General features: G+C 62.7%; 14 protein-coding genes and 1 tRNA gene. 5 read left to right on the top strand and 10 right to left on the bottom strand.

Annotation, left to right across the window (positions count from 1 at the left end; translation table 11 throughout):
- Window position 1: 1 nt before the first annotated feature.
- The 3 genes from J2045_RS00600 to J2045_RS00590 all read right to left on the bottom strand — a co-directional run bounded on the left by J2045_RS00600 (window position 2) and on the right by J2045_RS00590 (window position 7,325).
- Complete coding sequence (locus J2045_RS00600) at window positions 2–2,416, bottom strand: circularly permuted type 2 ATP-grasp protein (protein ID WP_307367961.1); 2,415 nt, start codon at window positions 2,414–2,416, stop codon at window positions 2–4.
- 4 nt (window positions 2,417–2,420) lie between these two features.
- Entirely contained in the window at window positions 2,421–5,765 is a 3,345-nt protein-coding gene (locus tag J2045_RS00595; protein ID WP_307367958.1) for a transglutaminase family protein, read from the bottom strand.
- A gap of 132 nt (window positions 5,766–5,897) precedes the next feature.
- Window positions 5,898–7,325 (bottom strand): mannose-1-phosphate guanylyltransferase/mannose-6-phosphate isomerase, encoded by a 1,428-nt coding sequence (locus J2045_RS00590; RefSeq protein ID WP_307367956.1) that lies wholly within the window; start codon window positions 7,323–7,325, stop codon window positions 5,898–5,900.
- A 254-nt stretch (window positions 7,326–7,579) separates the two neighbouring features.
- Between J2045_RS00590 and J2045_RS00585 the strand changes: the two genes are divergently transcribed.
- Together J2045_RS00585 and J2045_RS00580 are read left to right on the top strand one after the other, a co-directional pair.
- The gene (locus J2045_RS00585; protein ID WP_370872964.1) at window positions 7,580–8,272 is read left to right on the top strand and encodes a fumarylacetoacetate hydrolase family protein; all 693 of its coding nucleotides are present in this window, start codon (window positions 7,580–7,582) and stop codon (window positions 8,270–8,272) included.
- A 1-nt stretch (window position 8,273) separates the two neighbouring features.
- Window positions 8,274–8,699, top strand: a complete 426-nt coding sequence (locus J2045_RS00580) for a hypothetical protein (protein ID WP_307367951.1) — start codon at window positions 8,274–8,276, stop codon at window positions 8,697–8,699.
- 88 nt (window positions 8,700–8,787) lie between these two features.
- Here J2045_RS00580 and J2045_RS00575 read toward each other — a convergent pair.
- Together J2045_RS00575 and cpdR1 are read right to left on the bottom strand one after the other, a co-directional pair.
- Window positions 8,788–8,862 (bottom strand) — tRNA-Val (locus J2045_RS00575).
- Between the two features lie 95 nt (window positions 8,863–8,957).
- Window positions 8,958–9,320, bottom strand: coding sequence for a response regulator CpdR1 (gene cpdR1 / locus J2045_RS00570; RefSeq protein ID WP_006726917.1), 363 nt, complete (start codon window positions 9,318–9,320; stop codon window positions 8,958–8,960).
- A 198-nt stretch (window positions 9,321–9,518) separates the two neighbouring features.
- On the opposite strand from cpdR1, the gene J2045_RS00565 reads away from it, so the two are divergent.
- Both J2045_RS00565 and hisN read left to right on the top strand, forming a co-directional pair.
- Window positions 9,519–10,394 (top strand): N-formylglutamate amidohydrolase, encoded by an 876-nt coding sequence (locus J2045_RS00565; protein WP_307367930.1) that lies wholly within the window; start codon window positions 9,519–9,521, stop codon window positions 10,392–10,394.
- A 320-nt stretch (window positions 10,395–10,714) separates the two neighbouring features.
- Complete coding sequence (gene hisN, locus J2045_RS00560) at window positions 10,715–11,491, top strand: histidinol-phosphatase (RefSeq protein ID WP_307367928.1); 777 nt, start codon at window positions 10,715–10,717, stop codon at window positions 11,489–11,491.
- Window positions 11,492–11,500: 9 nt separating this feature from the next.
- On the opposite strand, the gene J2045_RS00555 is transcribed toward hisN, so the two are convergent.
- Entirely contained in the window at window positions 11,501–12,490 is a 990-nt protein-coding gene (locus J2045_RS00555) for an alpha/beta fold hydrolase (protein WP_307367925.1), read from the bottom strand.
- Window positions 12,491–12,886: 396 nt separating this feature from the next.
- Here J2045_RS00555 and J2045_RS00550 point away from each other — a divergent pair, with 396 nt between their 5' ends.
- Window positions 12,887–13,357, top strand: coding sequence for an Hsp20 family protein (locus J2045_RS00550; protein ID WP_307367922.1), 471 nt, complete (start codon window positions 12,887–12,889; stop codon window positions 13,355–13,357).
- Window positions 13,358–13,383: 26 nt separating this feature from the next.
- On the opposite strand, the gene J2045_RS00545 is transcribed toward J2045_RS00550, so the two are convergent.
- From J2045_RS00545 to J2045_RS00530, 4 genes are all read right to left on the bottom strand, one after another.
- Window positions 13,384–13,983, bottom strand: coding sequence for a DoxX family protein (locus J2045_RS00545; RefSeq protein WP_307367920.1), 600 nt, complete (start codon window positions 13,981–13,983; stop codon window positions 13,384–13,386).
- Window positions 13,980–14,762: an HvfC/BufC N-terminal domain-containing protein gene (locus J2045_RS00540; protein WP_307367917.1), complete on the bottom strand. Its 783-nt coding sequence runs from the start codon at window positions 14,760–14,762 to the stop codon at window positions 13,980–13,982. Before J2045_RS00540 ends, J2045_RS00545 begins: the two co-directional genes overlap by 4 nt.
- A complete protein-coding gene (gene bufB, locus J2045_RS00535) occupies window positions 14,752–15,648 on the bottom strand; it encodes an MNIO family bufferin maturase (RefSeq protein WP_307369212.1) in 897 nt (298 codons plus the stop codon). The genes J2045_RS00540 and bufB overlap by 11 nt, the downstream gene beginning before the upstream one ends.
- 101 nt (window positions 15,649–15,749) lie before the next feature.
- Window positions 15,750–16,052, bottom strand: coding sequence for a BufA1 family periplasmic bufferin-type metallophore (locus J2045_RS00530; RefSeq protein ID WP_307367915.1), 303 nt, complete (start codon window positions 16,050–16,052; stop codon window positions 15,750–15,752).
- Window positions 16,053–16,091 lie beyond the last annotated feature (39 nt).

Below are 16,091 nucleotides of genomic sequence, written 5' to 3'. Positions count from 1 at the left end.
GTCAGCTCAGATAGGTTTGGGCGAGGATATCGGAGAGCTTCTCCAGTTCCCGCTCGAGATTGGTGTAGACCTCGGCTGACATGGCTTCCGGCGTCATTACCGCAAGTCCCGAATGCAGGCGCATGGCCTCGCGGAAGAGGCTCGACATCTGGCCGTTGAGCATGGCGTTCGGCAATTGCTCCACCTCGATGCGGATCTCGTTCAGCTGGAAGAGGATAGAGCGTGGATTGAGCGGATCGAGCGCGAGCAGGTCGGTGACCGTAAGCCGCGCCGTCGAGACGTTGTAGCGCCTGCGGTGGGTCATGACGTTGTCGCCAATCTCCAGAAGCATATCGAGCGCGCCGTCGGGTGCATCAGGCCCTGTCATGTGGCCGAGCAGGCGGGTCATGTGCAGGCCACGTTCGAGGAGGCGACCGATTGTCAAAAATCGCCAACCGGTGAAGCGGTACATGTTTTCATGCACGAGACCGGCGAAGCCTGCGAGTTTGCGCAGGAGGATGGTCATGGCATGGGCCGCGTCGTCACCCGGCTTCACCCGTTCGTGGAAACGCTTGGCGGTCTTTGACAGGTCGTTCAGCGCCAGCCAGCCATCGGGCGAGAAGCGGTCGCGAATGTTGCTTGCGGAGTAGACGGCGCTGTCGATGTTGCGCAGCAGGCTTTCCGGAACACCCGATTTCGTATCGACGTCAATGTCGGAGAGGTATTCGCTGACAAAGGCGAGCAGCGGCTGATCCGGATTGGCGCTTTCGGCATAACGGGCATGCCAGGCGCGCAGAATGCGAAGCACGCCTTCGGCCCGCTCGATGTAACGACCCAGCCAGAAGAGGTTGTCGGCAGCCCGGCTCGGCAGGCTGCCGGGCATGTTGCGGGTGAAGGTTTCCTCGGCGGGTAGCAGCGAGGTGCGGTCGACCGGCTTGTCGGAAACGATCCAGACATCGGCGGCACTTCCGCCGGATTGCATGGCGATCGCCGAGACATCCGAGCCGCTGCCGATCCGGGCAAAGCCACCCGGCATGATCTGCCAGCCGTTTTGCGTGCGGGCCGCAAAGACGCGTAGCGACATCGGGCGCGGCGTCAGCTTGCCATCGACGATGGCCGGTGTCGTCGAGAGCGTGACGACCTCCTGGCCGACCAGGTTCCCGGCTTCTGCCTCCAGCCACTCGGCGGTGGTTCGGCCCTGCGGGTCCTTGTATCGGGATCCCATCACGGAACGTCCGCCGTCGTCGAAAAAGGGAAGGCGGGAGAAGGCCGAGCCGATCACCATGCGGTCGAGATGGTTCGCCACGTGCTCGCGCTCGGCCTTCTGGCCGCACCACCAAGTGGCGATGGAAGGGAGCTTCAGCTCTTCGCCGAGCAGGTGCCGCGAGAGTGTGGGCATGAAGGCAAGCAGGGCGCGTGTCTCCAGAATGCCGGAGCCGAGCGCATTGACGAAGGTGACGGCGCCGTTGCGCAGGGCCTGAACCATTCCCGGCGTACCGATATAGGAGTTCTGGTCGAGTTCCAGTGGATCGGCAAAGGCGGCATCCAGACGGCGCCAGAGTACGCTGACGGGCTTCAGGCCGGCGACGGTGCGCACCATGACCTTACCGTTGACGACGGTCAGATCCTCGCCCTCGAGCAGCATGATGCCGAGATAGCGGGCGATATAGGCATGCTCGAAATAGGTCTCGTTGGCTGGACCCGGCGAGAGGACGGCGATCCGCTCGTCGCTGTTGCGGGTGCGGGCCTGCAATGCCTTGCGGAAGGCGCCGAAGAAGGAGGCAAGCCTGTGGACATGGGTCTCGGCATAGACGTCGGAGAAGGCGCGGGCGGTTGCGACCCGGTTTTCGAGCGCAAAGCCTGCACCCGAGGGCGCCTGAGTCCGGTCGGCCAGCACCCACCAGTTGCCATCGGGGCCGCGCCCGATTTCGAAGGAACAGAAATGCAGGTAATGGCCACCGGCGGGCTTGATGCCGACCAGCGGTCGCAGAAATTCCGGATTGGAGGCGATCAGCTGCGGCGGCAGGAAGCCTTCCTGCACCAGTCGATTTTCGGAATAGATATCGGCAACGACCGCTTCCAGAAGGTTTGCACGCTGCACGAGGCCTTCTGCCAGGACCTGCCATTCCGCATCAGAGATCATCACCGGGATATGCGAGAAGGGCCAGGCCCGTTCGCTCGATCCGCCGCTGCCATAGGCGCGGTAGAAGACCCCGGCGTCACGCAGATAGCGATCGGCCCGGGCGAAGCGCTCGTGCAGATCCTGCTCCGGCATCGTGTCGATGGCGGAGACGAGGGCCTGCCAGACGGGGCGGACATTGCCCTTGTTGTCGATCATCTCGTCGGCGGCGCCCGCCAGCGCACGATAGCCGGCCGTGCGGGCCTTGCTTTTCGGCGCATCTGGCGGGGATAGCTCCGCTGCCGTCTTTTGTGCCATCAGATCAGATACCTTGCGGTCGTCTCAGGTCCAAAGTGTGCGGGAATTCCGGCGACACGGTTTCGGGCCATAGGGGATAGGAGCCGGCTGTATGGCCCCAAGGCTCGAAACGTGCAAGCCGACGGGCTTCCGCTTCGTTCCCATTCACAGGGAAAGTGTCATATGTCCGGCCACCGGGATGGGCGACGTGATAAACACAGCCACCTATCGAGCGCCCGGACCATGTATCATAGATGTCGAATGTTAGCGGTGTGTTGACGGGCAGGACCGGATGCAGGCCGGATGCCGGCTGCCATGCCTTGTAGCGCACGCCACCCACAGCGACACCATTGACGCCTGACTTACGCAGCGGCACCTGACGTCCGTTGCAGGCCACGACGAAACGTTCAGGATTGGCTGTCTCCAGCTGGACCTGCAGGCGTTCGACGGAGGAATCGACGTAGCGGACGGTACCGCCAATCGCACCTTCCTCACCCATGACATGCCAGGGTTCGAGCGCCTGGCGCAGTTCCAGCTTCGATCCTTCGTAGGTGACTTCGCCGACGAAGGGGAAGCGGAATTCGAGCTGGGCGGCGAACCATTCCGGCTTGAAGTCGAAGCCGTTTTCGCGGAGATCCGCCAGCACTTCGAGGAAGTCCAGCCAGAGGTAATGCGGCAGCATGAAACGGTCGTGCAGGCTCGTGCCCCAGCGGACGAAGCGGCCGCCGATCGGGTTCTTCCAGAAGCGGGCAATCAGCGCACGGACCAGCAATTGCTGGGCCAGCGACATGCGCGCGTTCGGTGGCATTTCGAAACCACGGAACTCGACAAGGCCGAGGCGACCCGTTGGACCATCCGGCGAAAACAGCTTGTCGATGCAGATTTCCGAGCGGTGAGTGTTGCCGGTGACGTCGATCAGGAGATTGCGGAATAGGCGGTCGACCAGCCAGGGCAGGGGGGGCGCCGCACCACTGGCCGGCATCGGCACCTGGGCCATGGCGATTTCCAGCTCGTAGAGGCTGTCGTGGCGGGCTTCGTCGAAACGCGGCGCCTGGCTGGTCGGGCCGATGAACATGCCGGAGAACAGGTAGGAGAGCGCCGGGTGGCGCTGCCAGTGCAGAACGAGGCTCTTCAACAGGTCCGGACGGCGCAGGAAGGGGCTGTCGGCGGGATTGGCGCCGCCGACCACGACGTGATTGCCACCGCCGGTGCCGGTGTGGCGGCCGTCGATCATGAACTTGTCGGCGCCAAGGCGGGTCTGGCGCGCTTCCTCGTAGATGGCGTTTGTCGTCGCGACGCAGTCATCCCAGCTGGAGGCCGGGTGGATGTTGACCTCGATGACGCCCGGATCCGGGGCTACGCGAATAACATTGATGCGCTCGTCCTGCGGCGGTGCATAACCTTCGATATGGACCGGCAGGCCAAGGCCACGGGCGGCGGTCTCTGCGGCAGCCACCAGTTCGAGATAGTCCTCGACGGCTTCGACCGGTGGCATGAACACGCAGAGGCGGCCGTCGCGCGGTTCGACGCTCATCGCCGTGCGCACGGCGCCCCTGATGTCGCCGGCAGAGCCCGTGATGTTCTGCTCGTTGCGATCCTGATGGGCTTCACCGCTCTTGCGGGAGGCCTCGGGCATGGCGCGGCCCTCACGGACCTGCGGGCCAAAATCCGGCAGGGGTGCGCGCGGGATCGAGGGATCGGTGGTGTGGATGTAGGGATATTGCGACGGCGGCACGTAAGGCAGGGTGCCGAGCGGCATGCGAAAGCCGATCGGGCTGTCGCCGGGGATGAGGAAGATCTTGCCACGCCGGGTGCGCCATTTTTCGCTGACCCAGCGGCGACCGCCGGCCCTGGCGTTCCAGGCCTGAACCGGCAGGATGTAGCCGGTCGGGGTCGTCAGGCCACGTTCGAAGACCTTGGCGATGCGGGCCCGCTCTTCCGGGCCTTCGAGCTTGGAATTCGAGGGGTCGACGTTCTCAGGCAGGCTGCCTTCCTTGATGATCCACTCGGCCGGATCCTCGAAGGCCGGGATGATCATGTCGGGCTCGATCTCGAGCTCGGCCGCAATGCCCGCCATCAGCGCTTCCGCCTGTTGGTGGGTGACGCCGGTATCCTTGTGTTCGGCGGCGATCAGCGCCGGATCATGCCAGATCGGCTTGCCGTCTTTCCGCCAGTAGAGCGAGAAGGTCCAGCGCGGCAGGCTTTCGCCCGGATACCACTTGCCCTGGCCGTAATGCAGGAAACCGCCGGGGGCGAAGCGCTCGCGCAGGCGCCGGATGAGTTTGTCGGCGAGATCGCGCTTGGTCGGGCCGACGGCATCGGTGTTCCATTCGGCGGACTGGAAGTCGTCGATCGACACGAAGGTCGGCTCGCCGCCCATGGTGAGCCGCACGTCATGGGCTTTCAGCTCGGCATCGACCATTTGTCCGAGGGCGTTCAGGGCATCCCAGCTGTCGTCCGAGAAAGGCTTGGTGATGCGCGGGTGCTCGGCGACGCGCTTCACCTGCATGTCGAAGGCGAATTCGGTATTGGCCTGGCCGACATAGCCGCCGGAGATGGGAGCGGCGTTCTTGTAGTGCGGGGTGGCGGCGAGCGGTATGTGGCTCTCGCCGGTCAAGAGGCCCGAGGTCGGATCAAGGCCGATCCAGCCGGCGCCGGGAATGTAAACCTCCGTCCAGGCGTGCAGGTCGGTGAAATCGACCTCGGTGCCGGAGGGTCCATCAAGCGCCTTCAGGTCCGGTGCGAGCTGGATGAGATAACCGGAGACGAAACGGGCAGCAAAACCGAGGCGGCGCAGGATCTGGACGAGCAGCCAGCTCGAATCGCGGCAAGAGCCCCGCGCGGAGGTGAGTGTCTCCTCTGGCGTCTGGACGCCCGGCTCCATGCGGATCACGTAGCCCACGTCGTGCTGTAGGCGAGCGTTCAGGCCCACCACCATGTCGATGGTGCCCTGGCCCGGTGTCGTGTCGACGGTCGCCATGAATGCATCGAGCGCCGGGGATGAGGGTTCCGGCGTCATGTAGATCTTGAGGTCGTCGCGCAGATCTTCCGGATAGTCGAAGGGCCATTTGACCGCGACTTCCTCGGTGAAGAAGTCGAAGGGATTGTAGACCGTCATGTCGGCGACGAGGTCGACCTCGATCTTGAATTCCGTCACCGGGTCCGGGAAGACGAAGCGGGCGAGGTAGTTGCCGTAGGGGTCCTGCTGCAGATTGACGAAGTGATTTTCGGGCGTGACCTTCAGCGAATGGGAGAGAACCTTGGTGCGGGAATGGGCGGCAGGCTTCAGCCGGATGATCTGCGGTCCAAGCTGGACCGGGTTATCATACTTGTAGTGGGTGAGATGATAGATGCTTGCCTTGATCGCCATTCTTTACCGCTTCGCTGTTCGCCCTGCCGCTTTTTCCGGCTTGCTTCGATCTTGTGCAATGCAGCGCCATAAAGCAAGCGGCCCGGACGGTGGAAGCCGCCGGGCCGCGCTTGTGCAGTGGATGATGCTGTGTCAGCTGCGGCCGAATTCGTCGACCAGGCGGATGATGTCGTCTTCGCCGAGATAGGAGCCGGTCTGGACCTCGATCACCTCGAGGCGGATCTTGCCGGGATTGGCGAGACGATGGACGGAGCCTTGCGGGATGTAGATCGACTGGTTCTCGTGTAGCACCGTCACCTTGTCGTCGATCGTCACTTCCGCCGTGCCGCGCACGCAGACCCAGTGTTCGGCACGGTGGTGATGCTTCTGCAGCGAGAGCTTCTTGTCCGGATGCACGAAGAGGCGCTTCACCTGGAAGCGGTCGCCATTGAGGATCGAGGTATAACCACCCCAGGGGCGTAGCGCCGTCGGATGGTTTTCGGTGAGATGCGCCGTTTCCTTGTTGGCGGCGAGCATCTTCACCAGATTGCCGACGTCCTGACTGCGGTCGAGGCGACCGACATAGACGGCGTCTTCCGAGGCTATGACGGCAACGCCCTCCATGCCCTGGACGGCCAGATGAGCGTTGCGCGACATGATCAGCGAATTGGTGGTGTCAGAGACGGTGGCATTGCCATTGATCACATTGCCATGCTCATCGCCTTCGGCGAGCTTCCAGATGGCATCCCAGCTGCCGAGGTCGGACCAGGTGATCGGGGATGGAACGACGGCGGCGTTCGGTGTCTTTTCCATGACGGCGTAGTCGATCGAGATGCTCGGGCTTGCGGCGAAATTTGCGGCGTCGAGACGGGTGAAGTCGAGGTCGCCCTTGGCGTTTTCGACCGACTTTTCGACGGCCGCGAGCACTTCAGGCGCCAGGGCCTCGAGTTCCGAGATCATCTGCCCGGCGGAGAAGACGAACATGCCGGAATTCCAGGCATAGTTACCGCTTGCCAGCATCTGTTCGGCAAATTCGGCCTTGGGCTTTTCGACGAAGCGCGAGACCTTGTGCACGCCACCTCCGAGATCCTCGCCGATCTCGATATAGCCGTAGCCGGTGGCGGGCTCCGTGGGGGTGATGCCGAAGGTGACGATCTTGCCGGCGCGCGCAGCCTGAGCCGCCTTTTCGACACAGGTGCGATAGGTCTCGTCCACGGTGATCTCGTGGTCGGAGGGGAGAACCTGGATGATGGCGTCGCGGCCATGGCGCTGGCTGACGATGACGGCGGCGGCGGCGACTGCGGCGGCGGTGTTGCGGGCCTCCGGCTCAAGCACGATGGCGTCGAGTTTCATGCCGAGTTCGCGAGCCTGTTCGGCCACAAGAAAGCGGAAGTCCTCGTTGGTGATCACGATCGGGGCGTCGTAGATCTTCTGGTCCGAAACCCGGGCCAACGTCTTCTGCAACAAGGTTTCGTCGCCGAGGAAACGGATGAACTGCTTCGCGGCTGCGGCGCGCGACAGGGGCCAGAGCCGGGTTCCCTTGCCGCCGGCCATGATGACCGGCACGATCTTGATGCTCATATGTCCTTGCCTTTCGATGCCTTGCCGGGGGGACGTCCTGGCCTCAGTCGGAGCGACGACTGGGCCGCATACGCAGTTGAACGCAGTTGCGGCGGTTTTGTTACATCTTTGGGCTGATGTTCCAAGCCCGACCGGCAATGCGGCGTCATGATCATGGCGGATGCATTGCTGCGGATGGATCGTTATGCTGGCGGTGGCGCCGTGATCTGAGGTCGCGGCATAACATCCAGCCAGAGAGAATATCCTTGTCCGAGATCCGCCCGCTGTTTTCCGTCCCGACCGCCCCGCTGGTTCCGATCCTCGGCCGGCAACAGGGCTTTCCGATCCACCGTATCTTCTGTGTCGGCCGGAACTACGCCGCGCATGCCGCAGAGCTCGGCAATACGGTCGACCGCGTCGCACCCTTCTACTTCACCAAGCCGCCGACCGGTCTTGTCATCGAGGGGGGCGCAATCGCCTATCCGCCGGGCACGGAGGACTATCATCACGAGATCGAGCTGGTGATCGCGATCGGCGCGCCGGCCTTCCGGGTTTCCTCCGAGGACGCCATGAAGGCTGTGTTCGGTTACGCCGTTGGTCTCGACATGACCCGGCGCGACCTGCAGAATGTCATGAAGGAAAAGCAGCGGCCCTGGGATATCGCCAAGGCTTTCGAGGACTCGGCTGTCATCGGCGCGATCACCCCGGCTGCAGGCTTTGCGCCGCAAGCGCAGCGGATTTCCCTGATGGTCAATGACGGGCTGCGTCAGCAGGGGCATCTCTCCGACATGATCTGGTCGGTGCCGGAGATCATCAGTCATCTGTCGCGCTACTATCACCTGACGCCGGGCGACCTTATCTTCACCGGCACGCCGGCGGGCGTCGGCGCGCTGCAGCCGGGCGATCGGCTTGAAGGCGCGGTGGAGGGGCTGTCGCCGATCTCCGTCACCATTGGCCCGGCAGCCTGACATGGCTCTATCGAGGGAAGGCCAGGGCCCGGCGCTGGTGCCGGGCCGCGTATGCGGCAGCTGTTCACTCTGCTGCATCCTTCCCGATATCGCGGAATTCGACAAACCGGCGAACGAGCCCTGCCGCCACTGTGTGCCCGGCGGCGGCTGCGACGCCTATGATGTCAGGCCGGCGACCTGTCGCGACTTCTTCTGTCTCTGGCGCACGGATCCGACGCTCGGGGACGAATGGGAGCCTAGGCTGAGCCGGATGATGATGTATGGCCAGGGACCGCAATTGACCGTGCTGGTGGAGCCGGAGGCGGCTGCAATCTGGCGGGAGGCGCCTTATCTGGGCTGGCTTGAGGCGCGGGCGCGGATGCTGAGGCCTGAGGGCGGCTATGTGGTGGTTTATGCGGGGGAAGATGTTTCGGTGGTGAAGGGTTGAGTTGCGGTGATTCGCGCGTAAACGCTGTCGCCCCGCCTTAAATCAAAGAGGGCTCGCCGTTTCCGGCAAGCCCTTGAAAGAATTCGAATGGTGGGCGTGACAGGGATTGAACCTGTGACCCCTACGATGTCAACGTAGTGCTCTCCCGCTGAGCTACACGCCCATCCGATGAGCGGCTTAAGACCACAAAACCTGTTCGCCCGTCAATAGGCATTTTGCAGTTTTGTGAAGAGATTTTTTCAACCCCTTCGGCAGGCCTTACGCAGCAAGGAGTTTGTTCACTTCGTCAACGAGATCGCGGAGGTGGAAAGGCTTGGACAAGACCTTTGCATCCTTCGGCGCCTTCGAATCGGCGTTGAGGGCAACGGCTGCAAAGCCGGTGATGAACATGACCTTGAGGTCCGGATCGAGCTCGGTGGCGCGACGCGCCAGCTCGATGCCGTCCATTTCCGGCATCACGATGTCGGTCAACAGAAGGGAGAAGGGTTCTTCCCGCAGGCGGTCATAGGCGCTGGCGCCGTTGTCGAAGGAGGAAACTTTATACCCCGCCTTTTCCAGCGCCTTGACCAGGAACCGGCGCATGTCGTTGTCGTCTTCGGCGAGAAGGATTTTCTGAGTCATTTAGGGACCGCTGTACTCGATTGCATTGGGAAGCTCGCAGTCGCTCACTTTAGGGTCGGCTCAGTAAAGAACCGGTGAACAACGAAAAAGTGAGCCTGCTCCGCCATTTCCGGCAGTATGGACTTCCCGGTGGCCAACTGGCAACATGACATACGCAACAAGTTTGTGACTTGGTAAAGAAGAGGCCCTGGGAAGCGGATGACCAACGAATTCGAGCTGTTCGAGGTTCGAGAGCCCGTGATCCAGACCATTCCCTTCGTCTATAATTCCCCGCATAGCGGTCGCCGCTACCCGTCGACCTTCCTGGATGAGTCGCGACTCGATGATGTCTCGATTCGCCGGTCGGAGGACCATTACGTCGACGAACTGTTCGCTGCGGCACCCGGTTTCGGCGCGCCTCTGCTCGTCGCGCATTTCCCGCGTGCCTATGTCGACGTCAACAGGGAGCCCTACGAGCTTGATCCGCGGATGTTCTGTGATCCGTTGCCGCCCTTTGCCAACAGCAATTCGGCGCGCGTGGTCGGCGGGCTTGGCACCATTCCGCGCATCGTTGCGGAAAACATGGAGATCTACGAACGACGCATGCCGCTCTCGGTTGCCATGGAGCGGATCGAGAACTGCTACAAGCCGTATCACGCCTGCCTGAGGAAGCTGATTGCGCGGACGCATGCGATGTTCGGCTTCGGCGTCTTGATTGACTGCCATTCTATGCCCGGCAATATCCGGGTTGCGGGCAGCGGGTTGAAGCCTGATTTCATCGTCGGTGACCGCTATGGCACCAGTGCCTCGGGCGAACTCAGCCAGGCTGCCCTGCAGTTTCTCGAGGATCTCGGCTACACGGCGGTGCGCAACAAGCCCTATGCCGGAGGCTTCATCACCGAGCATTACGGCCGGCCGGCCCGTGGGCTTCACGCGCTGCAGATCGAGGTCAACCGGTCCATCTATATCGATGAGGTGACGCTGGAAAAGCGTCCGGACTTCGATGTTCTCGCCGGGTCGCTTGCCGTCTTCATGGAGCAGATGGCCGAATTCGTCGCCGACTATGCCGGCGATCGGGCGCTCGCGGCAGAATAACCTTCTCAATCCCAGTGTTTCCCGTGCCTGCCGTGATGCGTCGGGCAAAAAAAACCGCGCCCATGGCGCGGCTAAGTCTAGGGAGGAAACACCCAAGGAGGGTATTTACAGTCAGAAGACTGTAAGTGACACGTTAGATGTTGCGCTGCACCATTGTCAAGTTTATTTTTGGTGCATTTTTGAGCAAGGCCAAAAAATGCGCAGTTTTGACCGGTTTGCCGGCTGTGCAGTGGTTCTGGCGTCGGTCAGTCCGGCCGGAGGTTTTCTTTCGTTGCGACTGGCATTAAGACGGACGCTCCCTCCAGACGACGGATCCTTCCATGCGCCCAGACCGTGATTTCTTCTTCCGCCTTGCCGATGCCGCCAAGGCCGAGACCCTTCCGCGCTTTCGCTCCGGACTTTCTGTCGTCAACAAGGAGAAGGCCGGGTTCGATCCGGTTACCGAGGGCGACCAGGCTGCCGAGATCGCCATCCGTCAGCTGATCGAGGCAGAGTTTCCGACCCATGGCATTCTTGGCGAGGAGCACGAGAATATCCGCATGGATAGCGACCAGCTCTGGGTCATCGACCCGATCGACGGGACGCGCGCCTTCATCTCCGGCGTGCCCGTCTGGGGCACGCTGATCGGCTTCCAGGAGCATGGCAAGTCGGTCATGGGCCTGATGGAGCAGCCTTTCACCGGTGAGCGCTATTATGCCGATGGCGAGCGCTCCTGGTATTTTGGCCCGGATGGCGAGCGGCAAAATGAGGTGCGCGATTGCGGCAACCTCGAAAACGCGATCCTCTTCACCACCTCTCCGCATCTCTTCAAGGACTGGGAAGTCGAACGCTTCCAGGCCGTGCAGGACAAGGTGAAGTTGTTCCGCTACGGCGTCGACTGCTACGCCTATTGCCTGCTGGCTGCAGGCCATGTCGACCTCGTGATCGAGACGGTGTTGAAGCCCTATGATGTGGGCGCGCTGATCCCGATCATCGAGCAGGCCGGCGGTGTGATCACCACCTGGGACGGCGGACGTCCCGAGGCGGGCGGCTCGATCATTGCCGCGGGCTCCAGGGCCGTGCATGCCGAGGCCATGGAGATGCTGAAGCGGCGCTGAGGCTCTCGCTCAGGCTTCGAGCGTCGTGTCGGTCAGTTCGCTGACGGGATCGGCCTCCTCGGGCTCGCCGCCGGGCATGAAGGCAAAGAGCGCGGCCATGGCCTGTTTGCGATAGCGATCCTGCTCCTGGAAGATCTCGTGGCGGGCGCCGGGCACGGGCACGAGCTGGCCGGCGCGGAAGTACTGCGCCAGCGATTCCTGATAGTGGAAGGGCACGATCGGATCATTGCCGGGGGCGATGATCACGGTCGGCACGGTGATCGAGGCGAGATGGCCGGGGCGCCGGATGTGATCGATCGCTTTCTGGCTTTCATAGAGCCAGCGCGCCGTGGGCGGGCCAAGGGCCAATTCCGGATGGTCGGCGAGGATCCTCTGATTGCGGGCAAAGCGCAGCGCATCCGAAGTTAGCGGATTGCCTTCGAAGGGCTTGAGCGGCTCATCTTTGTTCAGGGTCATGCTGCCAAAGCCCGTGAGGCTTGCCAGGGTTGCCAGCCGCCGGATGTTCTCCGGTGATGTCTTCTGGCCGGCCAGCCCGACAAAGGGGGCCGACAGCACCATGCGTTCGATCCGATTTGCCAAACGTGGCGCTGCCTTGAGCGCAATCAGGCCGCCGGTCGAATGGGCGACCAGGAAAAAGGGCAGGCGTGTATCCGGCAGGACGATCTCCTCAAGGAAGATCTCGAGATCGCGGATATAGTGGTCGAAACGGGCGACATGGCCCTTCCGGGTATCCTTCAACAGACGCTCGGAGCCGCCCTGGCCGCGAAAATCATAAGTCGCGACCCAGAAGCCGCGTTCGGTCAGATCGCGGATCGTTTCGAAATATTTTTCGATGGTTTCGTTGCGACCGTGGACAAGAACGATGGTGCCCAACACTTTCGGGGCGCTGGAACGGAAGACCGCGTAGCGCAGCCGCACACCCTTGTGGCCTTGGAAGAAGCCGGCAAGCGGGTTCCCTGGGATGGGATTGCCGGGGGTGGCGTGAAGAATGGCATCCATGCCTGCAACTGCCTGTCGGTTGAGAGCGCCTCGGGTTACTCCGGGATAGGATGCGGCCCCCGCAGAAGTCAAAGAAAAAAGCCGGAACCGCATACGGAGGGACGCGGTTCCGGCGAAGCCCGGCCGAAGTGGAAGGGACGATATCTCCGGCCCGGTCGGTCGAGACAACCGATGGAGAGACACTAGAACAGACCGCTTGAATGCGGCTTGAACCTGATGTTCACGGACTATTCATCGCGGCAGTCGGGCAGGGAAACGGACGATCTTGAATTCGCATTGGGCATTTCCCACATCGGGATTGCGGACGCCAAACGGGTCCGCGAACCGCCGCCAGCATCGCCCCAAGCGGGATGCGCGCGACATGCAAAACGCCAACGTCGCTTCAAGGAGGACATCATGCGTCACGTCGATTTTTCCCCTCTCTATCGTTCCACCGTCGGTTTCGATCGCCTGTTCACCATGCTGGACAGCCTTGGTCAGCCGGAACAGGCCCAGAGCTATCCGCCCTACAATATCGAGCGCACCGGTGAGAATCTCTACCGGATCACCATGGCCGTTGCCGGCTTCGACGAAAGCGAACTTTCGATCGAGGCGCATGCGCATGTGCTGACCGTCAAGGGTGAGAAGGCCGAAGACGAAAAGGCCGAGCAGAGCGAATTCCTCTATCGCGGGATTGCCAAGCGCGCCTTCGAGCGCCGCTTCCAGCTTGCCGACCATGTGGAAGTCACCGCCGCTTCGCTGAAGAACGGCCTTCTGCACATCGACCTTTTGCGCAACATTCCCGAAGCCATGAAGCCCCGCCGGATCTCGATTGCCGCAGAACCTGTCGGCACAGCCCCGAAGGCCATCGAGGCGCATGTGAACTGATCACTGTTGCTGTAACAAGCTCCCAGTCAGGCGGTCGGCGCAAGCCGGCCGCCTTTTGCTTGGGCGCTCATACGGCGCGTCCACACGGTGCAGAGCAGCTTGTCGAGCGAGAAGAGGCCAGCCCCCTTCACCACGAGATAGACGAGCGGGAAGATCCAGAGCAGGCGCTGGTCGAGGATCACGCTATCGGGGAAGCGATCGAAGAGCGCGCCGATCGTGGTGGCGTCAACGTTGTGCACGAGGATGTCAGTCAGCGTCTGGACGATGATGAAGCCGATCATGCCAAGGGCGGCGAAGCGGGTGAAGAGCCCAGCGACCACGAGAAGCGGCAGGATGACCTCGCCGTAGGATCCGAGAAACACCATCAGGCCCCAGGGGAAGAAAGAGACGGCGGACACATCACCGCCTGCCGCATCCACGGCTGGCAGTGCGATCTGGTAGTAGGCGCCGTCCGCGATCGAGAAGGGCCCTTCGAACTTGGTGAGTGCGGAGTTGAGGTAATACGGCACGAGCACGGCGAGGAAGACGATGCGCGCGAGGAGCCCGAGGAACCAGCGATCGAGCGCGGTTTCCAGCCCGCGGACGGCCCGGCGATAGAGTTCGATGAGCGAGACAGCAGAGGTCATAGGATCGGGCTTTCGTGATGGATGTCGATTGCGCTGAAGGCGCCGCTGGATAGAGCGAGGCCAAGCAATCCGGCGATATCAGTCTCCTCATCGCCTGCGGCGGCGGCAAAGGCTTCGCCTAGCGTTTGCCCGGCGATGAGCGCCTCGAAGAAGGTCGCGCCGCCTGACGGCAGCAGTTCGACCGCCACGTCGCAGTCCGGTCGGGTGATAAGCACCGCTTCCGGCGCCGTGGGGTCCACGCCTTCAAGCGAGGTGCCGGCCCGGTCGCGGCGGGTAATGGTGCCGCCTGCGTACCTCAAGCGCGCAAGGCGCGTGGCGGGATGCGGGCGAAAACGGATGCCGGCCAGCTCTTCCGCCGGGACCTGTGCAAGGGCGGCCGGGTCGAGCGGTGCGGCATCTGCTGCGTGATAGGCGTCGAGCCAGAGGCGCTCGACGCGCGCCACGTCAGCGAGGAATGGAAGGTCCGCCGCGGGTGGGAAGCTTTCCAGGAAAGCCGGAAAGGTCTCGCCATAGGTGAAGAGCAGAGGCGAGGTTGGCGGATGGGCGGTCACATAAAGCCGCGCCATCGCCCGGAAGAAGTCTTCGCCGACAAGGTTCTGCACGGTCGGGAAGATCGAGGCCATGGCATCGATCAGCGACACCGTGACGTTGTTGCGGTAGACGGCGAAACGCCGCTCCGGTCGCACTTGATCCCGTCCCGCCAACCCGTTGGGTGCCGGGAGCTCTGGTGTGAAGAGCGCCTTGGCAAAGGCACCGCTCTGGACAGGGTCAGGACGCATGGCGACGTCCCAGCTCGACAATGGCGTGACGGTCGAGAACAGCATCGGCGCGCTGCGCCTCGCGCTTCAGTACCGGCCAGTCCGGCACCTCGTTGTCCCATTCGACGAGGGTTGGCAGCGGTCCGAGCTTGGCGATGACATGGTCGTAGAGATCCCAGACGAGATCGTCGACCGGGCGATCATGGCTGTCGATGAGCAGCGGCAGTCCGGCATCATCCATATCTTCGGCGTGGCCAGCCAGATGGATTTCCTCGACGCAAAGGAGAGGGAAATCGGCGAGATAGTCGCGGGCGCCATAGCCGTGATTGGTGGCTGACACATGGACATTGTTGATGTCGAGCAGCAGGCCGCAGCCGGTGCGACGGGCGATCGCCCGGATGAAATCCGTCTCTGACATGGTCGAGGCTTCGAAGCCGAGATAGGTCGAGGGGTTTTCCAAGAGCATCCGGCGGCCAAGCGCCTCCTGGACCTCGTCGATGTGGTCGCAGACCCTGTCGAGTGTTGCCCGGTCATAGGGGACCGGTAGCAGGTCGTTCAGAAAATGGCTGTCATGGGTCGACCATGCCAGATGTTCGGAAACCTGTTCCGGCTGATAGCGGTCGACGACGGTCTTCAGGCGGGCGAGATGCTCGGGGTCGAGGCCGGTCGGGCTGCCGATGGACAGGCCGACGCCGTGGATCGAAAGCGGGAAATCCTCGCGCATGCGCGTCAGTATGCGGTGCGGATGACCGCCGGCGCCCATGTAGTTCTCGGCATGGACTTCGAGAAAGCCGATGCGGAAGTCGTCTTCAAGGATTGCGTCGGCATGCTGAGGCTTGAAGCCGGCGCCTGCACGGCGGGGGAGGCGGGCGGCAGTGCCCGGACGGCTTCTGTCGCAACGAGTGATCTCTACAGCGGGATGGACAGACACGGCCGGCTCCTCAAGCATTCATCTCGGAAAGAAAAGCGGGACGGCATCTGCGGACGTGCCGCAGATGCCGTATCGGTTCAGGCCTTGGGGAGGTCGCGGTCGAGGGCTTCAAGCGAGCCCATGCGGCCATCCGGAAGTGCCATGGTGGTGCAGGAGCCCTTGGCGACATAGGTCCAGGCATTGCCCTGGAAATCGACCTTGGAGGTGCCGGCGCAGGTGGTGCCGGGGCCGGCGGCGCAATCGTTCTTGCCAGCCATGGAAACGCCGAAGCACTTTTCCTTTTCCTGGGCCACAGCCGGACCCGACAGGAGGGCGGCGCTGCCGATCGCCATGGTGACAGCGGCGGCGAGGGCGGCGGTGTTGATGGTGGTCTTGATCATGAAGCTTCTCCTCGGATCGTGAAGCGTGTTGTTGTTCCA

The sequence above is a fragment of the Peteryoungia aggregata LMG 23059 genome, assembly GCF_030814435.1.
Classification (GTDB): Bacteria; Pseudomonadota; Alphaproteobacteria; order Rhizobiales; family Rhizobiaceae; genus Allorhizobium; species Allorhizobium aggregatum.
Note: the sequence above shows the minus strand (reverse complement) of the source record. Positions and strands in the feature narration are given on the sequence as shown.

Coding starts and splice junctions, on each gene's coding strand:
- J2045_RS00600 (WP_307367961.1), bottom strand. CDS start 2,416: ATGGCACAAAAGACGGCAGCGGAGCTATCCCCGCCAGATGCGCCGAAA.
- J2045_RS00595 (WP_307367958.1), bottom strand. CDS start 5,765: ATGGCGATCAAGGCAAGCATCTATCATCTCACCCACTACAAGTATGAT.
- J2045_RS00590 (WP_307367956.1), bottom strand. CDS start 7,325: ATGAGCATCAAGATCGTGCCGGTCATCATGGCCGGCGGCAAGGGAACC.
- J2045_RS00580 (WP_307367951.1), top strand. CDS start 8,274: ATGGCTCTATCGAGGGAAGGCCAGGGCCCGGCGCTGGTGCCGGGCCGC.
- cpdR1 (WP_006726917.1), bottom strand. CDS start 9,320: ATGACTCAGAAAATCCTTCTCGCCGAAGACGACAACGACATGCGCCGG.
- J2045_RS00565 (WP_307367930.1), top strand. CDS start 9,519: ATGACCAACGAATTCGAGCTGTTCGAGGTTCGAGAGCCCGTGATCCAG.
- hisN (WP_307367928.1), top strand. CDS start 10,715: ATGCGCCCAGACCGTGATTTCTTCTTCCGCCTTGCCGATGCCGCCAAG.
- J2045_RS00555 (WP_307367925.1), bottom strand. CDS start 12,490: ATGGATGCCATTCTTCACGCCACCCCCGGCAATCCCATCCCAGGGAAC.
- J2045_RS00550 (WP_307367922.1), top strand. CDS start 12,887: ATGCGTCACGTCGATTTTTCCCCTCTCTATCGTTCCACCGTCGGTTTC.
- J2045_RS00545 (WP_307367920.1), bottom strand. CDS start 13,983: ATGACCTCTGCTGTCTCGCTCATCGAACTCTATCGCCGGGCCGTCCGC.
- J2045_RS00540 (WP_307367917.1), bottom strand. CDS start 14,762: ATGCGTCCTGACCCTGTCCAGAGCGGTGCCTTTGCCAAGGCGCTCTTC.
- J2045_RS00530 (WP_307367915.1), bottom strand. CDS start 16,052: ATGATCAAGACCACCATCAACACCGCCGCCCTCGCCGCCGCTGTCACC.